This window comes from Sinorhizobium sp. CCBAU 05631 (genome assembly GCF_002288505.1).
Lineage (GTDB): Bacteria > Pseudomonadota > Alphaproteobacteria > Rhizobiales > Rhizobiaceae > Sinorhizobium > Sinorhizobium fredii_C.
In genome coordinates, this window is record NZ_CP023063.1 from 1,566,896 (window position 1) to 1,590,015 (window position 23,120).

General features: G+C 60.5%; 19 protein-coding genes. 6 read left to right on the forward strand and 13 right to left on the reverse strand.

The annotated features are described in order from the left end of the window. Positions 1-52: 52 nt before the first annotated feature. The 4 genes from SS05631_RS07850 to SS05631_RS07865 form a co-directional block, all read right to left on the reverse strand. The gene (locus tag SS05631_RS07850; RefSeq protein ID WP_037393050.1) at positions 53-343 is read right to left on the reverse strand and encodes a hypothetical protein; all 291 of its coding nucleotides are present in this window, start codon (positions 341-343) and stop codon (positions 53-55) included. 123 nt (positions 344-466) lie between these two features. Further along, complete coding sequence (locus SS05631_RS07855) at positions 467-1,048, reverse strand: NAD(P)H-dependent oxidoreductase (protein ID WP_037393052.1); 582 nt, start codon at positions 1,046-1,048, stop codon at positions 467-469. Between the two features lie 58 nt (positions 1,049-1,106). Next, complete coding sequence (locus SS05631_RS07860) at positions 1,107-2,150, reverse strand: alpha/beta hydrolase (protein ID WP_037393054.1); 1,044 nt, start codon at positions 2,148-2,150, stop codon at positions 1,107-1,109. A gap of 117 nt (positions 2,151-2,267) precedes the next feature. Further along, the gene (locus SS05631_RS07865) at positions 2,268-4,592 is read right to left on the reverse strand and encodes a heavy metal translocating P-type ATPase (protein WP_172900174.1); all 2,325 of its coding nucleotides are present in this window, start codon (positions 4,590-4,592) and stop codon (positions 2,268-2,270) included. Positions 4,593-4,781: 189 nt separating this feature from the next. Here SS05631_RS07865 and SS05631_RS07870 point away from each other — a divergent pair, with 189 nt between their 5' ends. From SS05631_RS07870 to SS05631_RS07880, 3 genes are all read left to right on the forward strand, one after another. Next, positions 4,782-5,459 (forward strand): YoaK family protein, encoded by a 678-nt coding sequence (locus SS05631_RS07870; RefSeq protein ID WP_037397524.1) that lies wholly within the window; start codon positions 4,782-4,784, stop codon positions 5,457-5,459. A gap of 156 nt (positions 5,460-5,615) precedes the next feature. Continuing rightward, entirely contained in the window at positions 5,616-6,866 is a 1,251-nt protein-coding gene (locus SS05631_RS07875) for an MgtC/SapB family protein (protein ID WP_037397527.1), read from the forward strand. 295 nt (positions 6,867-7,161) lie between these two features. Continuing rightward, positions 7,162-8,694, forward strand: coding sequence for a bifunctional aminoglycoside phosphotransferase/ATP-binding protein (locus SS05631_RS07880; RefSeq protein WP_037397529.1), 1,533 nt, complete (start codon positions 7,162-7,164; stop codon positions 8,692-8,694). Positions 8,695-8,696: 2 nt separating this feature from the next. On the opposite strand, the gene SS05631_RS07885 is transcribed toward SS05631_RS07880, so the two are convergent. Together SS05631_RS07885 and SS05631_RS07890 are read right to left on the reverse strand one after the other, a co-directional pair. Next, the gene (locus SS05631_RS07885) at positions 8,697-11,384 is read right to left on the reverse strand and encodes an HAD-IC family P-type ATPase (protein WP_037397532.1); all 2,688 of its coding nucleotides are present in this window, start codon (positions 11,382-11,384) and stop codon (positions 8,697-8,699) included. 14 nt (positions 11,385-11,398) lie between these two features. Continuing rightward, positions 11,399-12,073, reverse strand: a complete 675-nt coding sequence (locus SS05631_RS07890; RefSeq protein ID WP_037397534.1) for a BON domain-containing protein — start codon at positions 12,071-12,073, stop codon at positions 11,399-11,401. 145 nt (positions 12,074-12,218) lie between these two features. Here SS05631_RS07890 and SS05631_RS07895 point away from each other — a divergent pair, with 145 nt between their 5' ends. Next, positions 12,219-12,674: a pyridoxamine 5'-phosphate oxidase family protein gene (locus SS05631_RS07895; protein ID WP_037397536.1), complete on the forward strand. Its 456-nt coding sequence runs from the start codon at positions 12,219-12,221 to the stop codon at positions 12,672-12,674. Positions 12,675-12,734: 60 nt separating this feature from the next. Here SS05631_RS07895 and SS05631_RS07900 read toward each other — a convergent pair whose 3' ends face one another. The 5 genes from SS05631_RS07900 to SS05631_RS07920 all read right to left on the reverse strand — a co-directional run bounded on the left by SS05631_RS07900 (position 12,735) and on the right by SS05631_RS07920 (position 19,857). After that, the gene (locus SS05631_RS07900) at positions 12,735-13,568 is read right to left on the reverse strand and encodes a universal stress protein (RefSeq protein ID WP_037397539.1); all 834 of its coding nucleotides are present in this window, start codon (positions 13,566-13,568) and stop codon (positions 12,735-12,737) included. A 206-nt stretch (positions 13,569-13,774) separates the two neighbouring features. Then, positions 13,775-14,596, reverse strand: coding sequence for a universal stress protein (locus SS05631_RS07905; protein ID WP_037397542.1), 822 nt, complete (start codon positions 14,594-14,596; stop codon positions 13,775-13,777). Positions 14,597-14,671: 75 nt separating this feature from the next. Beyond that, complete coding sequence (locus SS05631_RS07910; RefSeq protein WP_037425041.1) at positions 14,672-17,371, reverse strand: bifunctional acetate--CoA ligase family protein/GNAT family N-acetyltransferase; 2,700 nt, start codon at positions 17,369-17,371, stop codon at positions 14,672-14,674. Positions 17,372-17,503: 132 nt separating this feature from the next. Then, positions 17,504-19,072 (reverse strand): PAS domain S-box protein, encoded by a 1,569-nt coding sequence (locus SS05631_RS07915; RefSeq protein ID WP_037397544.1) that lies wholly within the window; start codon positions 19,070-19,072, stop codon positions 17,504-17,506. Positions 19,073-19,107: 35 nt separating this feature from the next. Continuing rightward, entirely contained in the window at positions 19,108-19,857 is a 750-nt protein-coding gene (locus SS05631_RS07920) for a helix-turn-helix domain-containing protein (RefSeq protein WP_037397547.1), read from the reverse strand. A gap of 144 nt (positions 19,858-20,001) precedes the next feature. Here SS05631_RS07920 and SS05631_RS07925 point away from each other — a divergent pair, with 144 nt between their 5' ends. Next, positions 20,002-20,748 (forward strand): response regulator, encoded by a 747-nt coding sequence (locus SS05631_RS07925; RefSeq protein ID WP_037397550.1) that lies wholly within the window; start codon positions 20,002-20,004, stop codon positions 20,746-20,748. A 56-nt stretch (positions 20,749-20,804) separates the two neighbouring features. Here SS05631_RS07925 and SS05631_RS07930 read toward each other — a convergent pair whose 3' ends face one another. Further along, a complete protein-coding gene (locus SS05631_RS07930; protein ID WP_037397552.1) occupies positions 20,805-21,251 on the reverse strand; it encodes a hypothetical protein in 447 nt (148 codons plus the stop codon). 236 nt (positions 21,252-21,487) lie between these two features. Between SS05631_RS07930 and SS05631_RS07935 the strand changes: the two genes are divergently transcribed. Continuing rightward, complete coding sequence (locus tag SS05631_RS07935; protein WP_095677945.1) at positions 21,488-22,510, forward strand: ornithine carbamoyltransferase; 1,023 nt, start codon at positions 21,488-21,490, stop codon at positions 22,508-22,510. A 31-nt stretch (positions 22,511-22,541) separates the two neighbouring features. Here SS05631_RS07935 and SS05631_RS07940 read toward each other — a convergent pair whose 3' ends face one another. After that, complete coding sequence (locus SS05631_RS07940; protein WP_050988364.1) at positions 22,542-23,051, reverse strand: DUF6064 family protein; 510 nt, start codon at positions 23,049-23,051, stop codon at positions 22,542-22,544. Positions 23,052-23,120: the final 69 nt, after the last annotated feature.

Consider the following 23,120-nt stretch of genomic DNA (forward strand, 5'->3'; position numbering starts at 1 on the left):
TTCACCAGCAACTCGCATTCGTGTCACCGGCTAGGGTTACATTCGATGGGTCTCAAGCCGCGTCCGGGTGATGCGTCTTCCAAGCGGACACATCCGTCGCGGTAACCGCCACGCGCCCGTCGGTCGTAAGCTCCTTGCCATCGAATTTGTGGGAGGCGATCTCGCTGAAGACCGAGACGTATTCCTGCAGGCGGCACTCGTTGCAACGTGGCGGATCGGCGATATCGAGAAGCGCCTCCTTCGTAACAAGAACGATTTCGTCGCCTCCGACGTCTCTTTCCATGATCAGAAGCGCCTCGTCACCCGATGCCTTCATCATTCCACTGACCAACTTCAAGGGCATTTTCGTCCTCCCGGCATGCATGCGATCAAGCCATGCTCACCCAATCATTATGCTTCGCACGAAGAGAAACTCCTTGATCAAGCTCAAAGTCGGATCTCCAATCGCGATCCGTTCGAGGCTAAGTCAACCGCCCCGTCTGCCGTATTCGCGCATGTCGTTGATCCAGTGCGCGCGCTTCTTCTCGTCGGCAAACGAGAGGCCATAGAAGCTCTCGCGAATGGGTTTGATCCCCGCGAAGCCCAACATGCTGCGCTCGAAGCTGCGCACGCCGTACGCGCCGAAATACCACCGGTAAAGAAGCACCGGCATTCCCATGGTGACGATTATGCGGGCGGAGCGCCCGGCCAGCAGGCGTTTCGGAAAGCCGCGCTTCCTGTATTCCATCGCAAAGCCCGGCCGGAAGATGTGCTCGATAAAGCCCTTGAGCAGGGCCGGCATCGTTCCATGCCAAAGGGGGAGCAGAAAGACCCAGTGCTCTGCCCAGCGCATGTCCTCCCGAGCCTGCTCAAGGTCCGGTGGCAACGCACCGGTCTCGAAATCCTCCTGCGTACGCAACAGTGGGAACTCGAGCTTGGCCACGTCTATGCGGCGCACTTCGTGACCCGCTGCCGCAGCGGCCTCGGCGTAAGCCTCAGCCATGGCGTGGAGGAGGTGCTGCCCGGCTGGGTCCGGATGGCCCTGGACAATCGCAATGTGCCTGGTCATCTGCTGCGCTCCGCAAAATCACGACGCATGCTATTTGAATGCCGGTTAGCTGTCTCTCTCATGACCGGGTTGACGAGACCGCGGGTGCGGGCGCCTTTGGCCGAACAGAGGTGCCGGCACCGGATCCGGCGGGCTGCATTGTGCCAGTCCGAGCAAGGAAATCGCTCACGGCCTTCTTGACCTTCTCCCCACGCCCAACGAGCAGATGGCCGCCGGTGTCGTAGACGACCAACTTCGCGCCCGGAATGCTGGTGGCCGCGAATTTGGCTGCGGGGAGCGTATTAAACAGATCGTCCTCGGCCGAAACGACCAGGGTGGGAGCGGCGATCTTCTCGAGGGGCAGGCGGTGGAGATCGGGCGCACTGTCAATGTTTATGCCGGGGAAGCGTCGCGAAAGCGGTTCGACGCTGCGGATAATGGCCATCACCCGATTTCGGTCCTGCGCCGCGGCCGCTTCAACGACCTCGGGCGGCACGCCGAGGAATCGGATGAGAACCGACGGAGCGATCTTTTCGGTCGCCCACCAGGCGAAATCGACGCCGGTATTGACCAGCCAGAAGACAAACGCGCTGCCACGACTCCCCTCGACCATCACTGGGCTCTCGGGCGCGTAAGTTCCAGGGACGATCAGAATAAGAGCTGACACCCTATCCGGATGGCGAAGCGCCAGCTCGATCGCCGAGCGTGCCCCAGCCGAAACACCTACGACTACCGCCTCGTCGATCTCAAGCTCGGAGAGCAGCGCCACATGCGCATCAGCCTGGGTGGCCGGCGAAGCATCGGCAGGAATCGGCGTTCCCAGATACCCGAAGCGAGATGGGGCGATCACCCGAAAGCCACTTCCGACGAGATCGGCAACGTTGATCAGGCCCTGATCCCATCCACCACCTGCGCCGTGAATGGACAGGAGCGGGATGCCGACGCCTCTCTCGGCATATTCGATGGGACCCGCAGCCGTATTGGCAATTCGCGCGCCAGTGTCGACCGCGGAGCGCGCGCGATCGATGTCATTGCTGTAGGACAGGAAAACCATCCCACCCGCGACCGCGATAGCGATAAAGACCGCTGATAATGTCCATCCGATCCGACCCATGGCCGCCATCCCGGAACTTCAATCTTGCAGGGCATCCTAGTCGGGTTGAGCCGCGAGGACTTTGATCTGCCTCAAATGGGTCGATGAGATGCTCGGCATCGGGTCGATCCGTCTATTCGTTTTGGATTACTCGTCCTCGAGCGATCGATAGATTTCCACTTCCTGCGCAAAGTGGAGGCGAGTGATAGCTTCCAGACCGTGCAGCAGGCGTTGGATCTCGTAGCGCTGTGTCGGGCTCGGCCCATGTTCGCTAAGGGCTTGTCGAAGCGAAGTGAGGCTGTGGACCTGACGCTGGATCTCCATGTGCGTTCTGCTCATGCCGGCAAGAGCATCCGGAGCGCCCGCCTGCCTGCGCAGCCTGGGATAGAGTTCCTCGTCATCCTGGCGCTCGTGCGGAAGAAGGCGCTGTCGCAGCAGGGTGTCCAAATGTGCAAGCTGATTCCGCACTTCCTCTTCCGGGAGCTGCTGGACGCGCGCGCTCGTATGGCGTATCTCGTCCACGACGTCCATCAGGGCACTATGCTCGGCTTCGAGCTTCAGGAGCTCCGCGTGCGCCAAACGTGTTGTTTTCCTCCAGCGGGACAGGGGGTCGCCTAGGGCGCGCAGCGCATTCAAGATGGCGACGACGTCGATTGCTTCCTGCAGCAGTGCGCCCTGAATCGGTGTCAGGTAGCCGAAGGCAGCCGCAAACATGCCGGCAACGGACAGGCCCATCCCCATAGAGACGCTCTGGAGGGCTATGCTGCGTGACCGGTGCGCGATGCGGATGGCGCTGACGAGCCGATCGAGCCTGTCCACCAGGATCACGACGTCCGCCGCTTCCGAGGAGGCAGCCGCCCCGCGCGCGCCCATGGCTACCCCGACGTCGGCGGCTGCGAGAGCCGGCGCGTCGTTGACGCCATCGCCGACCATCATGACCGGTCCTGCCGATCTTTCCGCTTCCACAATCTGAGTCTTGTCCTCCGGCTTCAGTTCGGCGACAACGCTGTCCAGTCCCAGGAAGGGCTGAAGGCTTTCCGCCAGCTCGGTGCGATCCCCGGTCGCAAGCACGATCCGGTCGACGCCGGCGTCGCGCAATCGCCTCAGCACGCTGCCGGCCTCCGGCCTGACCTCGTCTGCCAGCAGAAACGCCCCCGCCAGAATTCCGTCCTTCGCGGCGAGAACCGAGACGGTGCCATCCCTCCGGATCCACTCCCGGATCTCTCGCGAGAAGGCGGTCTCCTCAATCCTGGCGCTGACGAAATCCCAGCCGCCCACTGCGATTTCGTGACCATCTATGTTGCCGGTCATGCCGGAACCTGCCACTTCAAGGGATCCCAACGGTGCGACAAGTTTCAGTTCCCGCTCGCGGGCGGCTGCGACCAGCGCACGGGCGATCACATGGTGTGAGCCCTGATCTAGCGATGCCGCGAGACGCAGCACTTCCAGAGGGTCGAGATCCACGCGGGACTTGACCTCAATAAGGCGGGCTCGGCCATCGGTGATGGTTCCGGTCTTGTCGAGGATTACAGTCTTCATGCGCGCAAGCATCTCTAGCGCACCTCCGCCCTTCACGAGCACGCCTTTGCCGGCGCAGCGGGAGACGCCGGAGATGATCGCTACCGGGACCGCGAGAATGAGCGGGCACGGTGTCGCAATGACCAGCACGGCGAGCGCGCGGACCGATTCCCCGCTCATGGCCCAGGCGGCGCTGGCGAGGAGCAGCGTGACCGCGAGGAACGCCACCGCGTAGCGGTCGGCAAGACGGACCATCGGCGCCTTCGCGGCCTTCGCCGCCTCCACCAGCCTGGCGATCGCAGCATAGGTGCTGTCGCTCGCCGAACTTGCGGCGAGCATTTCGAACGCATCGCCGGCGTTCGTCGTGCCGCTCGTCACGGGCTCGCCGGAGCGGCGGCGGACCGGCAGGGCTTCGCCCGTTAGGGCCGACTCGTCCAGCACTGCGATTCCATCCAGCACATTTCCGTCGACGGGCACCACCTCGCCACGGCGTATCAGGATTCGGTTGCCAGGATTCAGTTCTTCGATGGAAACCTCCTGCAACTGCCCATCTGCGTAACGAGCGGCGGTGCGTGGTACCCGACTGAGCAGCGCCGTCAGTTCCCGGCGTGCGCGCCTTTGAGCGAAATCCTCGAGCGCCTGTCCGCCCGTATACATCAGTGCGACGATGCTGCCGGTCAGGTATTCGCCGAGAAGAAGGGCGCCGCCCATCGCAAGCGCCGCGATGAGGTCCAGCCCGAATTCCTTCCTTCCGAGACTGATCGCGACCTCGATAAGAAGGCTCGCCAGGATGATCGCGGTTCCGGCAGCCCAGGACGCGGCGCTGAGGTCGAGCCGGTCCGCCAGCCAGGCGGCTGTGCCGGCGAGCAAGGCTACAGCGATGAGGGCCAGGAGAAGGCGCTTGCCCAGCTCTCCTCCTTGCCAAAACGGCTCGACGACTCGGCTCTTGGTCAAGGTGCTCTCCGACAGATCTCGTGAAGAATACTGGATAACAGGATCGTTGCCTTGATCCCGCGCAAAGGCCCTGCCCATGCAAACGATACAGTGCCATGTGAATGGCGGCGCCGTTCTGCGACGATCGCGAGCTTGCAACACGGGGTCGCGTTTGCTTTCCTTGGCGGGGTTTCACTTGGATCATCACAAATGACGGTACAGCGGCGGCGGCGCATCATTAGGCGTCAGAGGAGTTCTGTTGGTTTGGCGCTTGTCGCCGGAATATCGTTCCTTGCGGGTATGACCGATGCGATAGGACTCATGTCCCTCGGAGATTTTGTGTCCTTCATGAGCGGCAACACGACTCGAGCATCCGTCGCTCTTGCGCAGGGCGACGTCGCTCGGGGAGCGCTTCTGATCGGCGGCCTGATCACCTTCGTGATTGGGAACGCCGCGGGTGTAATGGTTGCGATGAGGTTCAGGCCACAAGCTGTTTTGCTATTTGTATCCGTTTTGCTGGTATGCGCAGCCCTGTTAGATGAACAACGAGAACTCCGGTTCCTGTTGCTTATCCTTGCGATGGGCGCGATCAACGCCTCTGTCGAGCAGATCGAAGGGCTGCCGGTTGGCTTGACATATGTTACCGGGGCACTGTCACGCTTCGGACGAGGTTTGGGGCGCTGGGCGATGGGAATCCGCGACGCGCATTGGATCATACAAATCGTGCCGTGGCTCGGCATGATGGCAGGAGCACTTTTAGGGGCGGTCCTCGTGCAAGGAATAGGGGACCTGGCATTATGGCTACCGGTTGCTACTGCCCTGGCTTTGACTGCAGTCGCGATCCGAATTCCCCGGCATTGGCAAAGCAGGTTCGTTCAACTTCGTTAATGGCTTTGCGCAAGTGACGCGGTTGAGAGCCGTTTGCTGCGCGGCGCTCCAAATCGGATATGCTTTCCGGCCTGGCTCACCGGAGTTGGTGGCTCACGACTTGGGCTCCACGGAACGCCGATGTCAACACGTTGCACGGGGAGAAGCCGGAAGCGAATGGAACCTCTTATTCTCCGTCTAGGGCTCGCCCTTGCCATAGGCCTGCTCGTGGGACTTGAGCGTGGATGGCGGGAAAGGGAAGCGCCGGAAGGCAGCCGAACGGCAGGCATCCGCACCTACGGTATTTCGGGTCTGCTTGGAGGGATCTTGGCGGCACTGTCCGATGCACAGCGGAGCGACCTTATCTTTGCCGCAGGGTTCATGAGCTTCGCGCTGAGTTTCACCTGGTTCAAGCTGCGCGAAGCGCGGCACGATGAGGATTTCAGCGTTACCGGCGTCATTGCCGGATTGGCGGTTTTTGCGCTCGGCGGATTGGCGGTGGGTGGCGACTACAGGGTGGCGGCGGCGGGCGCGGCTGCACTCGCTGGCATGCTCGCCAGCCGCGAGCTAACGCACAATCTCCTCAAGAAGCTGTCATGGATCGAACTGCGTTCGGCTCTCGTGCTGGCGGCGATGACCGCCATCGGCCTGCCTCTTCTTCCAAACCATGCCCTTGACCCATGGGGCGGGTTCAATCCACGTGAAATCTGGTTCTTCACGGTTCTGAGCGCCACCATTTCATTTGTCGGCTACGTCGCGGTTCGGCTGCTTGGCTCGTCAAGAGGATTGGTGGTGGGCGGACTGGTGGGCGCAGTCGTTTCATCGACTGCCGTGACGGCCAGTTTTGGGCAGAAGGCACGCTCGGGCGAGGAGCCGGGGCCGTTGGCGGGAGCGGCAAGCATCGCCGCCGTCGTCTCGCTGTTACGAGTGCTGGCAGTCGTCCTTCTCGTTTCCCCGCAGGTCTTCCCCGTGGTCGCCCTGCCGATCATTGCCGCTGCGTCGATCTTCGCCGCGGGTGGTGCCGCTTTAATGGCAAGAACCGCACCTCACGGGGAAGAACCGATAAAGCCGCGGAATCCGTTTGAGCTCCTTTCGCTTCTTCTTTTTGCCGGCCTGTTTGCCCTGACCGCGACGACCGGCGCAGCCTTGATGACCGGTATGGGCGACGACGGCTTGGTCGGCATCTCGGCGGCGTCGGGGGCATTCGACGTCGATGTGGCGATACTGACGGCGCTTCGCGCTGGAGGCGGAGCCGCATCGCTGCAGATCGTCGGAGCCGCAGTGCTCAGCGCGGTACTCGCAAACGCAGGCGGACGGGTGTTGGTGGCGATGGCGTCCGGAACAATACGCTATTGGGCGTCGCTCGCCGTTGTGTCGCTTCTCGCCGCAGGGACCGGAATCGCGGTTTATTTCCTCATTGTCCGCTAAATGAGTGCCTAGTTTTCATCGCTGCCGTTGCCGTGAGTGGGTGTTTCCAGCTTCGATGCGGACGGTACGCGCCGCGGCGCTATTCGCGACGTCGCACAACACCGCCGCAGCTCATTGGCGAGCGTCAATCGGTCTGGTGGCTTTTGCTTACCGCCATCGCTTCATGGTTCCTTGACACTGATCAATGAGGCGCATGCTTGTAGCGTTGATCATCATTTCGTTCTGTTGCGCACGAGAGTTTGCCCTTCGTGATTTGGATCGACGAGATAGTCCCAGCCGGACGGAAAGGCATTTTATGATTGCCCAGGATCAGGCGGAGGTCGTCGCCTTTCTAAGCGCGCCTCACGCGCGTGGCGCGGATAAGGTCGAGATCATCGAGACACACATCTCTTGGATCTTCCTTTCCGGCGATCGCGCTTACAAGATCAAGCGAGCGGTGAAGCTGCCCTATGTAGATTTCTCGACGGCGGAACTGAGGCTCGCCGCTTGTGAGAAGGAGGTGGCGCTGAACAGCGCCACTGCACCGGGCCTCTACGTCGGCGTACGACGGATCATGCGCGGCCGCGACGGCCGCCTTGCTTATGATCGGGGCGAAGAGCTTGTCGATGCGGTCATCGAAATGATCCGGTTCGACCAGGATGCGTTGTTCGATCGCATGGCCGTTGGAGGCAAGCTCGATGCCGAACTGATGGAGCGGACAGCACATATGATCGCCCGCTTTCACGGGGACGCCCAAGTCGTTCATCAGGGATCCGGCTCCGAGAACATCGCCGCCGTGCTGCGTGTCAATGCGGCCGGTTTTGCCACGAGCAGGCTCTTCGACCCCGTCGAGCTTGCCGAGTTCGAACGCGCTTTCGAGCGTAACCTGGCGGCCTATGCACGGCTGCTCGATGCGCGTGAAGTCGCGGGCAAGGTCAGGCGATGCCACGGTGACCTGCATCTGCGCAACATCTGCCTGTTGCAAGGTGAACCTCGGCTGTTCGACTGCATCGAGTTCAACGACCAGATTGCAACCATCGATACGCTCTATGATCTCGCGTTCCTGCTCATGGATCTTTGGCATCGCGGCTTTCCGCAGTTTGCCAACCTGGTCATGAACCGGTATCTGGACGAAGCGGGCGACGAGGATGGCTTTGTTCTACTGCCTTATTTCATGGCGATCCGCGCTGCCGTGAGGGCGCACGTCACAGCCACCCAGATCGAAGAGAGTGGCCAGCGGTCGGAGGCGCTCGCCGCCGAGGCTCGATCCTATTTCGACCTGGCGCTATCCCTGCTTGAAACGAGGCCACCCCGCTTGATCGTGATTGGCGGATTGAGTGGTTCCGGCAAAACGACGGTGTCGGAAATCCTGGCTGCACAGTTCGGTTCGCCTCCGGGCGCCAGGATCATTGAAAGCGATCGCGTCCGCAAGGAGTTGTACGGCGTGGCAGCCGAAACGCGGCTGCCGGCGGAAGCCTATCGTTCGGAGATTTCGCAGAAGGTCTACGACGAGATGGCCCGCCGCACATTTTCGATATTGCGTGCGGGAGGATCCGTAGTCGCGGCAGCCGTCTTCGACAAGTGTATCAACCGTCAGCGCATCGAGGCGGCTGCGCGCGAGGCGCATGTGCCATATGCGGCCTTCTGGCTGGACGCGAGCCCGTCGATTCTTCGCGGCCGTGTTGCCGAAAGGACGGTAGGACCTTCCGATGCGGATCTGAATGTCCTCTCGCGGCAACTAACTTATGATCTCGGGGGCATCGATTGGCACCGAATGGATGTCGATCGCTCCGCGAACGATGTCGTCGCGGATATCCTGAAGCATAGCCGTGATCCACGACGGTGCTGAAGTCACAGTGCGCGAAGGTCGACCGGCTTGCTGCGGACCCGCCATTTGTCGATTTCCACGACCAGGAGGGCGGAAGACGCTGCAACGAGCAGAAGCGCCCAGTCGGAAAACGAGATCGGGGAAACTTGTAGCGTCTCCCTCAGGATCGGAATGTACATGGAAGCGATGTGGAGGCCCTGAGCCGCTGCAATGGAGAGTAGCAGAAGCGGGTTGGCAAGAAAGCCGAGCTGGATGACGGATTTGCGCTCGGAGCGGCTCGCCAGCGTCTGGAAGTTCTCGAACAGCACGAACAACACCAGCAGCAGATTGCGGGCTTCGCTCTCGCCATAGCCCTGCTCGAGGAGGGCGTAGAACATCGCGAAGCCTCCGGCTCCCATGACGAGCGTGGACTGCCATATGCGCCGGATCATGAGCCGGTCGAAGATCGGTTCGGACGGTCTGCGTGGCGCGCGGCTAAGTTCGTCGCCTTCCGGACTCTCGCCGGCAAGGGCAATGTCCTGAACGCCATTGGTCACGAGGTTGAGCCAAAGCAACTGCACGGGAAGAAGGGGCATCGGCAAGCCGAGTGGGATTGCCAGCAGGAACAGCAGCAATTCTGCGGCCCCCGTCGACATCAGCATGAAGATGACCTTGCGGATATTCGCGTAGGCGACCCGGCCCTCGCGGATGCCGCTGACGATCGACGCGAAGTTGTCATCGGTGATGACGATGTCGGCGCTCTCCTTCGCCACCTCCGTGCCCTTGCGCCCCATCGCCACGCCGATATGCGCGTGCTTCAGCGCCGGCGCGTCATTGACGCCGTCACCTGTGACGGCGACGAAGTGGCCGTTGCGGGCGAGCGACAGGACGATCGCCAGCTTTTGTGACGGGGCAACGCGCGCATAGATGCGGCCATGGCGGGTCAACGCGTCGAGACTTTCCTGCCCATTTACCTCGGCCCTGCGCACGTCTTCGCCGATGACCACCTGATCTTCGGCGAAGATCAGCCCGGCATGGGAGGCAATTGCCGCCGCGGTCCTGGGATCGTCGCCGGTGACCATTGCCACGTCCACGCCTGCGGAGTGGCAATCGCGGATGGCTTGCGGCACCTCAGGGCGTACCGGATCCTGCATTCCTGCAAGCCCCAGAAAGACGAGGTCGACCAGGAGATGCCGCCCAAAGCCGCCATCTGTTTCGATTGCCGTCTCGCCCTCCGCAAAGGCAAGGACTCGTAGCCCACGCGCGGCCATCTCTTCCTTCTGATGGAGGAGGATATCCCGATCGATCGGCTCGGCGCGACCGGCCACGTCCATGCGGTCGGCCATGTCGATCAGGGTTTCCGCGGCGCCCTTGACGAAGATGCGAACGCTGTCGCCGTGGCGGTGAAACGAGGCCGCGTATTTGAGGTCCGGCTCGTAGGGGATTCGGGCGACAAGCGGATAGTCGTTCTCGATAGCCTCCCGCGGCAAGCCCGCCTTGTGGGCGGCTGCGAGCAATGCAATGTCGACCGTATCGCCGACGGCGGTCCAGCCATGCGCTTCCTTGACCAGCGATCCTTCGTTGGGCAGCGACGCGGCCTTGAACAAGGCAAGGGCACGTTCCCGTGCCTCCGCCGGAGGGGTTCCATCGCCCCGAATCGTGCAGGCGTCCAGGTCAGCGCCCGTATCGCAGACAATCTCGGTGCCGTCCGGCAAGCGGATATCCGTCACGGTCAGTTCGTTGAGCGTCAATGTGCCGGTCTTGTCGGTGGCAATCATCGTGCAGGAGCCGAGAGCTTCCACCGCCGGCATTCGGCGCACGATGACGTGTGCTTTCGCCATACGCCGCATGCTGATTGCCAGCGCGACCGAGATCGCAATCGGCAGGCCTTCAGGGATCGCGCTCACCGCGAGGCCAACGGACATCATGAAGAGCTCGCTCGGCGTCATCGCGCGGGCAATCCCCACAACGACGAGAAGAGCGATCGCAACCGCGACGATCCAGGCGATGAATTTGGAGAAGCGTTCCAGCCTGATCATCAAGGGGGGCTTGGTGACGGACGCCTTGCCGATCTCGGTGGCAATCTTGCCGATCTCGGTTGCTGCTCCAGTCGCCGCGACCACACCCTGTCCGCGGCCGCGCGTGACGAGCGTGCCCGCAAAGGCCATGGAGCGCCCGTCCTTTCCGGGGGCAGCCTCCACAATCGAGCTGGGCTTGTGAACCGGTGCTGATTCTCCCGTCAGGAGGGATTCGTCGCAAACGAGATCGGTCGCTGTGAGGAGCCGGATATCGGCCGGCACGCGTCCGCCCGCTTCGAGCGCGACCACGTCGCCCGGCACCAACAGTCGAGCGTCGATTTCCTGCAAGCGTCCGTCGCGGATGACGCTCGCCTTCGGTTGTTCCAATCTGCGCAACGCCAATGCGGCTTTGCCGGCCGTGTGCTCCTGCAAAGCCCCGATGATGCCGTTCGCGATAAGAACGATGCTGATGAATAGCGCATCTTTCAGATCGCTCAATAGGAGAGATACCAGTGCCGCGGCCAGCAGAATGTAGATCAGCGGGCTGCGGAACTGGCGCAGGAAAGTAATCGCCAGCGAGGAGGCTTGCGGTTCCGGAAGGCTGTTCGAACCAAAGCGCGTAAGCCGGAGACGAGCCTCCTCATGGCTAAGTCCCGTACCGTCGACCAGTGAGCCCCCGCGCGAGGCAAGGTCTGGGAGTGCCACGAAGGTCATTTGAAGCGCTCCATTCAGGTATTGAGCCGGCCTCGGGGTTCTTCGATTTTCAAGTGATCCTCGACAGCCGTGACGCCTCGAGCCGACCAGGCCGCTCGCTCGGCCACGGCTCTCTCGCGCCGGCTTTGAACCTTCCCACGCAAGGTGACATGACTGCCGGATACTTCTACGTCGATGTTTTCGGCCTCTATCTCAGCGTTGCGTTTCAGCGCCTCTCTGATGCCATGCCTGATGTCGAGCACATCCATCATGGGACGAATCTTCAGTCGGTTGTCGACACCCGTGATGCCCGTCAAGCGACGCACCAAGCTCTCGGCCGCATTACGCTGGAAATAGAAATCGACCGTTCCCTCCAGGGTCACGTAACCGTTTTCAACCTTGACCTGGATGTCCTTGAGCTCGGCAATTGCGGCTCCCCAGGTGAGAATTTTTACCACGCGGCTGGCGATTTCGTCATCGGCGGTCTTCTTGTTCTCCGGTAGCCGCACTTCGATTTCCTCGGCGATTGCGCGCACGCCCTTCACCCGTTGCGCAACCCGTTCCGCAGTGTGTTTTTCCGCAAAGCTGTGAACATGGCCCGTTAAAGTGACAACGCCGTCCTCGACCGTTACTCCGATGTTCGCGGCGTCTATGCTGGGTTCATATTCGAGCTCATCCAGGATGTCCTGGCGCAGGCGAATGTCGCTCATGATCGTCTCCTTCCTCAAAACCGGCAAACACTGGCTCAAGTATTGGCCATTCCCGGCTATCGGTCTTTGAGGGACATCAAGGCACAGGCGTTCCCTGCAGATTTAACCTCAGTCGATAGATCGACGCCTTAAGGGAGGGGAGATCATGTTCATCAAGGAAATGTCCCGTCACGAATGCAGCAGCGTCATTCAGGCCGGTCATCTGGCTCGTCTTGCTTGCTGTAACGAAGGCAGGCCGTATGTCGTGCCAATCACTTATGCTTTTACGGGCAACTGCATTTACTGCTTTTCTATGCCCGGCCAGAAGATCGACTGGATGCGCGCCAACCCGCATGTATGCCTTCAAGTCGATGAGTTTTCAGGCGAACGGCAGTGGAAAAGCGTCCTTGTATTCGGCCGCTATCAGGAGCTGCCGTCGGAAGGGCGATGGCAGAGAGAGTGCGTGCATGCCTGGTCGCTTCTCGAGGCGCGACCAAATTGGTGGGAGCCGGGCGGGCTGAAGCCCGCACCACAAGCGGTCGCAGGCTCTTCGCCGCATGTCTTTTTCTGTGTCGATATCGAAGACATGACCGGCCGAGCTGCACACGAAGGTGAAGCATGACGGCAAACAACAAAGGCGTCGCTTTATGCGGCGCCCTTGTTTCGATGCAACAGGGAATGTTCAGCGCACCATCAGCACCGGTACCATAGGTGCTTCAATCATCGCCTTGGTAACGCCGCCGAATATCCTTTCGCGAAGACGTGTATGCCCGTATGCGCCCATCACGATCAGATCGGCAGAGGTATCAATGGCATGCTGGTTGAGAACCTCCTCGACACGGCGTCCGGCGCTTGGGAGGCGATCGACGGTGACTTCGATGCCATGGCGAGCGAGGTAGGTGGCAACATCAGCACCCGGTTCTTCGCCGTTTTTGGCCGAAGCTGCGCTTGGATCGACCACCACGACATTCACCTCCTCGGCGCTCTCCATCAGTTCCAATGCTTCGCGGGCCGCTCTCGCGGATTCCATGGTCGAGTTCCATGCGAGGAGAATCTTTCTTGGACGCAGTGTAACGGATTGGCGATTGGTTGCGAGCAGAACCGGTCGCGCCGAATAGAAGAGCGCTCCGTCAATGGCTCGCGCTCGCAACGGAGAATCCGGCTTCAGGCTCGCCCCGATCAATGTAATGTCGGCATAGCGTGCGCGATTGCCCACATCGTTGTCGGCCCATGCGGTCTCGCAATAGATGCCATTTGCCTCGAATGAGATCCCGAGGCCCTTCAGCGTGGCTCGAGCTCTCTCCACTGCCTCATCCAGTTGCCTCATGTCCTCGGCCCGTTCGTCGAGCCAGGCGACCGACATGGCCGCATAATCTCCGATCGGTGGTGGTGCGGCGAGCTTGACCAGAAGAACTGATAAATGGGCATCGGCGGCCGCGCAGAGATCCGCTGCCGCTGTTAGATCATTTTCGTGCTCATTGGCGCCGATCACCAAAAGAATTGTTTTGTAGGTCATCGCTTCCTCCTCCGAAGCTGAGTGGCAGTTTCACGAATCAATCTACTCCCGCCAGCGCCTGCTACATTGATCGTTGTCAAGAAGCTCTTGGGGCGCGAGTGTTGGGTTTCCTTGTGCTTGATTTGGCCGGGTGCGGCGCGATCGCAGACCCGAACTGAGCGCCGCAGAAAGCGGCGCCATTGTTTTTGAATGTGGCCTGAGTGATGTCAGCGGACCAGCAACACTGGCACGATCGGGGCCTCGATCATGGCTTTCGTGACACCGCCGAAAATCATCTGGCGAAGACGTGTATGTCCATATGCGCCGATTACGATCAGGTCGGCGGTGGTATCAATTGCATGCTCGTTGAGGACCTCGTCGACCGGACGTTCGGCGCTGGGAAGCCGATCGACAGTCACCTTAATGCCGTGGCGGGCAAGATAAGTCGCAACATCTGCGCCAGGTTCATGGCCGTTCCAGCGAGAGGCCGCAGGGTCGACCAATACCACGTTTACGCCTTCGGCACTTTTCATCATGTCGAGCGCTTCGCGAGCGGCCCTCTTGGATTCGAGACTGGCGTTCCACGCCAGCAGAATCCTCCTCGGAAGCAAGGTTACCGATTGGCGACGGGGCGCAAGCAGGACCGGGCAGGGCGAATAGAAAAGGGCGCCTTCGATGGCGCGCGCCCGCAATGACGGGTCCATGCTGGTTCCGATCAATGCAACATCAGCGTAGCGTGCCCGCTCTCCGACCAGGTCGTCGGCCCGTGCAGGCTCGGTGTATTCGCCGGCGACGTCGAACGATAACCCCACTTCCTTGAGCGTCGTTCGTACCGCCTCGACGGCGTTTTCGAGCTGTTCGAACTCGGCCGCCTGTATGTCGAGCCATGCGACCGAGAGGCCCGCATGGTCCCCGAACCGGGGTGGAGCCGCGACCTTCACCAGCAAGACCGAGAGATGAGCATTGGCAGCGTCGCAGAGATCTGCCGCCGCTGTGAGGTCCGCTTCATAGCTTGCATCGAGTACGAGAAGAACTGTCTTGTAGGTCATTGCTCCGGTCTCCCCAAGCGGTTTGCTTTCTGAAAGCCAATCTACGCCGGGTGGGGGTGGCTGCATTGATGCCGGTCAAGAATTTCCCGCCTGAGGCTGCAGTGTCAGCGTCGCGATCCTGAGCGTTGAATCGGTCGAATTCGGCGAAATCGTAAATCCAAACTCTCTGCACATTTTCAGCATTTTCGAATTTTCACTCAGAACGAGGCCTTCTATGCGTTGGAGACCATCGGCCGCAGCATAGTCCCTCAGATGAGAAAGGAGAGCCCAGCCGAGACCATGCCCCTGCAGGTCGGTTCTCACCAGCAAGCCATATTCGGCGGCCTCGTGATCAGGGTCAGCGTAAAGCCTGGCAATTCCGGCAAGCTCGCCGCTTTTATTATCGAGAGCGACGAAGGCCATCTCGCGCTCGTAATCGATCTGCGTGAGCCTCACCAACATCTGATCCTGAAAGTGCTTGCGCGACGACAAGAAACGAAATCGGATGTCATCCGAAGACGTCTTTGCCAAAAAATCCGGATACAGTGCCGCGTCTGCGGGTCTGATCGGGCGCAGATGATAAATCCGCTCAGCAAGCGTGACCTGCTTTTGCCAATCGCTCGGATATGGGCGGATCGCGAGGTCGCGATTGGGGCCCGGACATGCGACAGCCTGCGGGTCGATTTCGATGCGCACGTCGAGCGCAATCATGCCCTCTGCGCTGACGACCAGCGGGTTAATATCCATCGAAAGCACGCATGGAAAATCGACAATCATCTGGGAGAGAGCCGCGAGCGCTTTGCAGATCGCTGCTCTGTCTGCTGGCGGCTCGTTACGGAAACCGGCGAGGAGCTTTCCTATCCGGGTCTGGTCGATGAGGTCGCCGGTAAGCGCAGCGTCGAGCGGCGGAAGCGCGACCGCAGTGTCTGCGACCACTTCCACGGAAACACCTCCCGAGCCGAATACAACGACCGGACCGAAGATCGGATCTCGGGTGAGGCCCAGGAGCAGTTCCCACGCATGTTTGCGTTCGATCATCGGCTGCACGGCAAAACCGTCTACAACGGCAGTCGGGTCATGCGCCTTGAGCCGCGCAGCGATCGCCTCGGCAGCTTCGCGGGCGGCGACGGGGGACAGGATGTCAAGGACGACACCGCCTACATCGGATTTGTGCGTGATCGACTTCGAGATCAATTTGACCACTAGCTTCGGCGCGCCCGCAAGAAGCAAGCCGGCGATTGCTTCCGCCTCCTTCGGCGACGTTGCAATCATCGTTTGAGGGACGGGGATACCATAGGCTGCGATCACGGCCTTGGCTTCGGGTTCGTTCAGCATTCGGCGACCTTCGGACGCCACCCTCTGGAGAACTGATCGCGCCAGATCGCGGTTGCAATGCACTTCGTCGTCTCGGCCCTCTGGCACCCTGACCAACGCCTGCTGCGCTTTCGACCATTTGGCGAGGTAAGAAGCCGCTAATGCGACGTCAGACGGCGTATCGTAGCTCGCCAATCCCGCCTGCTGCAGCACAGTGCGACCCTCACGAGCGGTGCGACCGCCCAGCCAGCATGTGAGAACGGGTTTGCCGGAAATTGTCCCGGACTGCGCAAGGGAAGCGATCGCATGAGCCGCATCAACGGGGGACGCAAGACCCGTTGGGCAATTCATGACGATCAGGATATCCACTCCCACATCCCGAGCGATGGTCTCAACGGCCGTCTCGTAACGGTAGGGCGGTGCATCACCGATAATATCGACGGGATTGGCGCGCGACCAATTGGCGGGAAGAATTCGATCGAGGGTGCCGACAGTCTCCGGAGAAAGATCCGCGAGCGCGCACCCGAAGTCGATCAGCCGATCCACGGCGAGAACGCCGGCACCGCCGCCATTGGTGACGATTGCGACACGGCTGCGCTCAAGAGGGGGAAAGCGCGCGATGGTTTCCGTCGCATTGAACAGTTCGCCGAGGCCTTCAATTCTCAAGATGCCGGCACGACGCAAAGCCGCGTCGACGACGCGATCGGCTCCTGAAAGCGCACCTGTATGTGAGGCGGCCGCTTTGGCCGCCTCGGCGTGACGGCCCGCCTTAATGGCGACGACCGGCTTTACCCGAGCCGCGGCCCGTGCTGCCGACAGGAATTTCCGGGGATTGGAGATAGCCTCGAGATACATGACGATCGCATGCGTCTCGGGATCACCAGCTAGCAAATCGAGGAAATCGCCGGCGTCTGCATCGGCCATGTCGCCGAGGGAAACGATCTTGGAGAACCCGACATCGTTGTCGGCTGCCCAGTCGATCAGCGAAGTCGCGATCGCCCCGGATTGGGAAAGCAATGCGATTCCGCCTGGCTGTGCCTGCAAATGCGCGAAGCTCGCATTCAGCTTCGCGGACGGGACGATGAGACCCACCGTGTTGGGGCCGATGATGCGAAGGAGAAATGGTTTCGCGGCATCGAGCATCGCTTGTCTCAAGCCTTGATCAGCGTTGAGACCCGCCGTGATAACCACGGCAGCGCGCGTTCCCTTCACGCCCAGCTCATGGATCAGGGCCGGAACGGTTTTCGGCGGCGTGACGATAACCGCGAGATCGGGAACACTTGGAACATCCGCTACTCGGCGATAGCAGTAAAGGCCCGCCACCTGGTCATATTTCGGATTTACCGGCCAGATTTCTCCCTCAAATCCGGCCGCGAGCACGTTTTCGATGATCACCCGGCCAAGCGATCCGGCGCGATTTGAGGCACCGATAATAACAGCCGACTTCGGATCGATGGCGTGATGAAGGTTGCGAATGCTCATGACCTCGATCTCCAATCTTCGTTGATCGAAGATTTCGCCGCATTCCGGGCCGCGCGTTGATTGCGCTCAAACAAAAACCCGTTCGGGCAAGGAGCTATTCCGTGCAGCTATGTCGCCATGACATCTGGCACATCAATCCAGCAGGTCTCGGAGCCGCAATGCCAAGTCTCTGGCGGTGTAGGGTTTTTGCAGCCAGCTTCCTGCAGCGCGGCCGGCCGCACCCGGCTCGGCGTAGCCCGACGTGAACAGCATCTTTACGTCGGGTCTGAGTGCGCGAACATGCTCGGCCAATTCGCCGCCATCCATTCCGCCCGGCATTATCATGTCCGTGAAGACGAGGGAGATTTCTGGATGTTCTGAAAGCAGTTGAAGGGCCTGCGTGCCGGCCTCTGCTTCGATGACGGAATATCCAGCGTCGCGCAGTCGCGAGACCACGACGCGGCGCACCCGTGCGTCGTCCTCCACGACGAGAATCGTTTCATGACCTCTCGGCATAGGCTCAAGGGCTGCTTCATCTCCTGCGCCAGCTTGGGCAAGGCGGTTTTCTCCATGTGCCGCTGGCAGGAACAGCCGCACGCTCGTTCCTCGATCGGGTTCACTATAGAGCTGAATATGTCCGCCGGATTGCTTTACAAAGCCGTAGACCATGCTGAGACCGAGGCCTGTCCCCGCACCAGTGCCCTTCGTTGTGTAAAACGGCTCAAAGGCATGACGCTTGACCTCTTCGGTCATCCCGACGCCCGTGTCCGTGACGGCGACCAGAACGTAGTGTCCCATTCGGACTTCGGGGTACATCAGGGCGTAATCGCGGTCGAGAACCGTCGTGGAAATCTCGATTGTCAGGTGGCCACCGTTCGGCATTGCGTCGCGTGCGTTCAGCCCCAAGTTCAGGAGAGTGTTCTGAAGCTGAGAGATGTCGATCAAGGCGAGGTTCGCGCTGCCGTTTACGACGGTGGACAGTTCTATGGTCTCGCCCAGGGTTCTGGTGAGCAGCTTCGAAAAGTTCGTGACGAGTTCACCAACGTCGACGAGCTTCGGGTTGAGCGGCTGCCGCCGCCCGAATGCCAGCAATTGGGCCGTTAGCTTTGCCCCATCGTCGGCTGCGGCCTGAGCTTCTTGTAAGAGAGGCCTCAACTTCTCGTCTTGCAGCCGGGCTTCGATCATTTCCAGATTGCCGGTAATCACAGTCAGCAGATTGTTAAAATCATGCGCTAGGCCGCCGGTGAGTTGCCCGACCGCTTCCATCTTCTGCGCTTGCCTGAGCTCCTCTTCAATGCGCTGGCGGCTGGTCAGATCCCGAATAAAGCCGGTGAATATGCGCCGACCATCAGACGTCGCTTCTCCGACCGAAAGCTCCATGGGAAATATTGTGCCGTCCTTTCGTTGGCCCGCAACGACCCGTCCAATTCCGATAATGCGCCGTTCGCCGGTGCGCAGATAGTTATCCAAGTACCGGTCATGCGCCTCTCGGTGAGGAGAGGGCATCAAGATCTTGACGTTGGATCCAACGATCTCGCTTTCAGCATATCCGAACAGGCGTTCTGCGGCTGCGCTGAAAGAGGAGATCACGCCTCTTTCATCGATCACCACCATTGCTTCGGGAACCGTATCGAGGATCGAGCGAAGATGTGCCTCGCGCGCCGCCAAATCGGCCTTAGCGCGTCTAAGATTGGTGATGTCGCTGTCGGTCTGAGTGACCATATAGCGGTTCCTCTCTCCATTCGGCTCGGCGGGCTTCAAGCACTGGCGGCTGCATAGCGCGCGGGCGCTATACGCGAGGGCACCCAGTGCTCCCTTTCGTCACCGTCCGCGAGCGATCGAAGGGTCTCCATCTTCAACACCGTGATCGAGCGCCGTTCCGGTGCCGCGATGACGCCGCTTGTCGCAAACTTTGTTATAGTGCGGGATACCGTCTCGATTGTCATGCCGAGATAATCGGCGATGTCGAGTCGCGTCATGGGCAGGTCGACCACCGAAGTATGCTTGGAGTTCTCGCTCCGCCTCATCATCAGGAAGAAATTTGCAAGCTTTTCCTCAGCGCTCCGGCGGGAAAGAAGGACGGCCTGATCTTGCGCGGCAGTCATTTCGTCACGCAGCCTCGAGAAAAGTTGCTGCTGTAAGTGTGAATGCCGCGCCACTTCGTCTTCGAAACGGCGGCGAGGGAAGCGGTGAAGCTGCACTGGGGAGATCGCCTCGACCGTGTAGAGATAACGCTCCTTAAGCGACACGCCGAGCAGATCTCCGGGACGCAAGAAGCCTACGATAATTCGCCGGCCGTCGCCGAGCAGCCGCAATGCGCGCAGCATTCCATCCACGACCTCGAAGACATCAGCGGCCTCATCGCCCTCCCAGAAGATCGCACGACCGGGCTCAAACCTTTCCATTGGCTGCCGATGAAATAGGGTAGATAGGTCCGTTACTGGCACTGTCAGCCCGCATATCGCTGCAGTGCGACGATCCTGCATTGCTACGACTTGAACGCTCATGACCTCTCTCCTCCATCCTTTCGTGATGGGAAGAGTCTGGAGGTCAGGCCGTAATCTCATGACGACACGCGTGCAAAAATCGGTGCGATAATGTAACAAAGTGTAACGGCGCATGGAGGGAACGGCGCGGTTCGGAGTTGATGAATGGCGAACGCACGGACCTTGCCCGAGCACATTCTCGTGGTCGATGACGACGCGAGAATCCGGCAGATGCTCGCGCGGTACTTCGAAGAGGAAGGATACCGCGTCAGCCTGGCCGGCGACGGACTCGAGATGCGCGAGTGCCTCGACAAAGAGTCAATCGACATCATTCTGCTCGACCTTGTACTGCCTGGCGAGGATGGATTGGCACTTGCACGCGGCATACGCGCGCGCTCGGATGTTCCTTTGATAATGTTGACTGGTCGCAATGACGTTGTCGACCGGGTGGTCGGGCTGGAGGTGGGTGCCGACGACTACATTGCGAAGCCCTTCCACCTGCGGGAGGTATTGGCGCGCGTCCGGGGCGTCCTTCGTCGCCGCCAGCCGCAGCAATCGCAGAGCGATCGCGAAACGCCGTCAGCGGAAGTGTACTGTTTCGAAGGACTGCGCCTTGACATTGATCGCCGCCAATTGGTCGCGGACGACGACGGAAGGGAAGTCCCTCTGACGACCGGTGAGTTCGACATGCTATGCGTACTTGTGAAGCATGCGGGCCGCGTGCTGCAACGCGAATTGTTGATGGATTTGACGAGAGGTCGAAACCTTGAGGCTTTCGATCGCACGATCGACGCGCAGATTGGTCGCCTAAGGCGCAAAATTGAACGTGATCCTACCCGCCCCGCTCTCATCAAGTCGGTTAGAGGTGTTGGATACGTCTTTAGCGCGAGGGCGACTCGCCATCGCTCCTAGCTCCCCCGGTTTCGCAGTGGCACACGGACGAAATCGGGTCTCAGCTTAAGTCAGGACTATTGAACAGGTATGAGGATGCCGCGGCCCTCTCGGGGCGAGGTGGCGATGGAACTTGGCCAGTCTGTTGGGTCGAGTGCAGCGACGCGAATGAACCCGCAATTGTATTTGCGGGCGACCACTGTGAAATATGCGAGAAGCGCGTTGGCCACGCCACGCGTGTCCGCCGCGCTTGTAATGATAAAGACCGGTACGTCGAGCATTCTGCCGTATGTTTCGTTCTGCACTGGGCGCATGATGCAGATCCCGGCGATATAACCGAGCGGGTTCTCTGCGGTCACTATTCCTTCTGGTGAGCACACTCGGGTGACGGTGGCTGCGCAGAATTCGCGCCATCCCTGCAAGTCGAAGTGACAGCCGGCTGCGTCGACCAGCCGGTACGCTTTGTCGAATTGATGCCGTTTGATCGGACCCACGGCGTAGGCAACAGCCATGTTGCTCTCCATCAGAAACGCATCTCAGCGAAAAACCGTCGCCTCCACTAAAGGACAGGCCCCGCCGCCGGCCACGCGTCAACTATCGCAAACCTGCGATCGTCGCATTGAGAGGCATTTTCCGGGAAACGAGCTGGGCCGTCATTGATGCTCATCAAAGCCGGCGCGTCGTATTTGTCGTTCAATTCCTAACGCACTGCTGCGCAAAGGTCGCAGTTTCTGCGCAACTCAAAGTGACGGGGCATGCCATGTCCACCAGTCTCCGGGGCCGCAGCGTCCTGACGCTCGACGAATTCACTTCAAGGGAGATCGGGTTCCTGTTGCAACTCGCCGCCGAGTTGAAGGCCGACAAGCGAAGTGGCAATGAAATCCCACGGCTCAATGGCAAGAACATCGCGCTTGTCAGCGAGGACGATTCGATCGGAACTCTCCTCGGATCAGAAATTGCAGCCTATGATCAAGGCGCGCGCGTCGTCAGTCTCACGCTCCCCGCGAACCATCCGGGGCGTTGCGGATCGATCAAGGACACGGCCCGCGTGATCGGCAGGATCTACGACGCTATCGAATATTGCGGCCACGCTCGGACCCTGAAGGAGCTGGCGGCACATGCCCACGTGCCGGTCTACAATGGCTTTACCGATGAATCCCTACCAATACAGGCATTGGCAGATTTGCTGACGATGCAGGAAGTGGCCGACAAGGCGCTGCCGGAAGTCACGACCGCATTTCTGGGCGACGGCCGCTGTGCTATTGCCGGGTCACTCGCCATCGGAGCGGCCAAGCTCGGCATGGACTTCCGCATTGTCTCGCCGCCGATCTTCTGGCCCGCTTCGTCCTTCATCGACGAAGTGGCGTCGGAAGCGCACAAGAACGGCGGCAAGTTCACGGTCCTGGAACACGTCGGCGCCGGAGTGTTGGGCGCCGATTTCGTCTACACGGCTTCGTGGCTGGGAGAGCAGGAGGTGGGTTGGGCCGAGCGCATCAGGCTGCTGGCGCCTTTCGGCGTCAGGGCCAATGTTATGGAAGCCACTGACAATCCAGATTGCAAGTTCATGCATTGCTTGCCTGCCTTCCACGATAACAGCTCGAAGGCCGGCGCCTGCATCGCGAAGCAGTTCGGGCCCGACTGCATGGAAGTCTCGGACGCGATCTTTGAATCGAAAGCTTCCGTTGTGTTCGACCAGGCGGAAAACCGGGTGCACACGATCAAAGCCATTTTCGTCGCGACCATTGGGGACCGGAAGACCGATGCGCGAGACAGAGACCCTTAATGACTAGCCGGGGCGACCACTTGGATTTGCGCTACGAGCGCGAGTTCGCTTTGACCATGCGGCGCCCGATACGCGCGTGGAACCAGTTTGCCGCCCCGAAGGCGAGGACCGCGAGAAATGCGGCCAGCAGGCCGTAGTCCTGCGGCACGTTGAGCAGAAGGGCCGCGCTGCCGCCGATAATTGTCCAAATCACAGGGATCAGGAGGAGCCATCGCGCGACGTGCCAAGGCCCTAGCAGCAGGATTCCGATCGTGAAGATCGTGGTTGGGCAGGGTGCGATCCCGAACAGGGGCACCGCCGGGTAGACGTGGCCGAATAGCCAACCGAGAACCTGATAGATCAAGATCGCGTAAGCGGCGAGTGCGAGACCGGCGACCGTGCGCACATCAATCGAGGGCGCCAATCTAAAGCCCGGTGAGACAAATGGAGCGGCAGCCAGGAGCAGCGCTTGGAGGACGAACACCGCGCCGAAGATTTGAGCAGCGGGATTGATGCTGGTGAAGAATGACCAATGGTAGCCCACGCCGTTAACAAGAAACATCAGCCCAGGATCGCCATAACCAGTACGGTGGAGGTCCGAGACCGCCAGAATAGGAGAGCGAACGCTGTA

Excerpts from the sequence above, each read along its gene's own strand:
- SS05631_RS07900 (WP_037397539.1), bottom strand. The coding sequence starts at position 13,568 with ATGACCTACAAAACAATTCTTTTGGTGATCGGCGCCAATGAGCACGAA.
- SS05631_RS07890 (WP_037397534.1), bottom strand. The coding sequence starts at position 12,073 with ATGAGCGACATTCGCCTGCGCCAGGACATCCTGGATGAGCTCGAATAT.
- SS05631_RS07910 (WP_037425041.1), bottom strand. The coding sequence starts at position 17,371 with ATGAGCATTCGCAACCTTCATCACGCCATCGATCCGAAGTCGGCTGTT.
- SS05631_RS07855 (WP_037393052.1), bottom strand. The coding sequence starts at position 1,048 with ATGACCAGGCACATTGCGATTGTCCAGGGCCATCCGGACCCAGCCGGG.
- SS05631_RS07915 (WP_037397544.1), bottom strand. The coding sequence starts at position 19,072 with ATGGTCACTCAGACCGACAGCGACATCACCAATCTTAGACGCGCTAAG.
- SS05631_RS07940 (WP_050988364.1), bottom strand. The coding sequence starts at position 23,051 with ATGTTTCTTGTTAACGGCGTGGGCTACCATTGGTCATTCTTCACCAGC.
- SS05631_RS07850 (WP_037393050.1), bottom strand. The coding sequence starts at position 343 with ATGCCCTTGAAGTTGGTCAGTGGAATGATGAAGGCATCGGGTGACGAG.
- SS05631_RS07930 (WP_037397552.1), bottom strand. The coding sequence starts at position 21,251 with ATGGAGAGCAACATGGCTGTTGCCTACGCCGTGGGTCCGATCAAACGG.
- SS05631_RS07925 (WP_037397550.1), top strand. The coding sequence starts at position 20,002 with ATGGCGAACGCACGGACCTTGCCCGAGCACATTCTCGTGGTCGATGAC.
- SS05631_RS07895 (WP_037397536.1), top strand. The coding sequence starts at position 12,219 with ATGTTCATCAAGGAAATGTCCCGTCACGAATGCAGCAGCGTCATTCAG.
- SS05631_RS07935 (WP_095677945.1), top strand. The coding sequence starts at position 21,488 with ATGTCCACCAGTCTCCGGGGCCGCAGCGTCCTGACGCTCGACGAATTC.
- SS05631_RS07870 (WP_037397524.1), top strand. The coding sequence starts at position 4,782 with ATGACGGTACAGCGGCGGCGGCGCATCATTAGGCGTCAGAGGAGTTCT.
- SS05631_RS07860 (WP_037393054.1), bottom strand. The coding sequence starts at position 2,150 with ATGGCGGCCATGGGTCGGATCGGATGGACATTATCAGCGGTCTTTATC.
- SS05631_RS07905 (WP_037397542.1), bottom strand. The coding sequence starts at position 14,596 with ATGACCTACAAGACAGTTCTTCTCGTACTCGATGCAAGCTATGAAGCG.
- SS05631_RS07920 (WP_037397547.1), bottom strand. The coding sequence starts at position 19,857 with ATGAGCGTTCAAGTCGTAGCAATGCAGGATCGTCGCACTGCAGCGATA.
- SS05631_RS07885 (WP_037397532.1), bottom strand. The coding sequence starts at position 11,384 with ATGACCTTCGTGGCACTCCCAGACCTTGCCTCGCGCGGGGGCTCACTG.
- SS05631_RS07875 (WP_037397527.1), top strand. The coding sequence starts at position 5,616 with ATGGAACCTCTTATTCTCCGTCTAGGGCTCGCCCTTGCCATAGGCCTG.
- SS05631_RS07880 (WP_037397529.1), top strand. The coding sequence starts at position 7,162 with ATGATTGCCCAGGATCAGGCGGAGGTCGTCGCCTTTCTAAGCGCGCCT.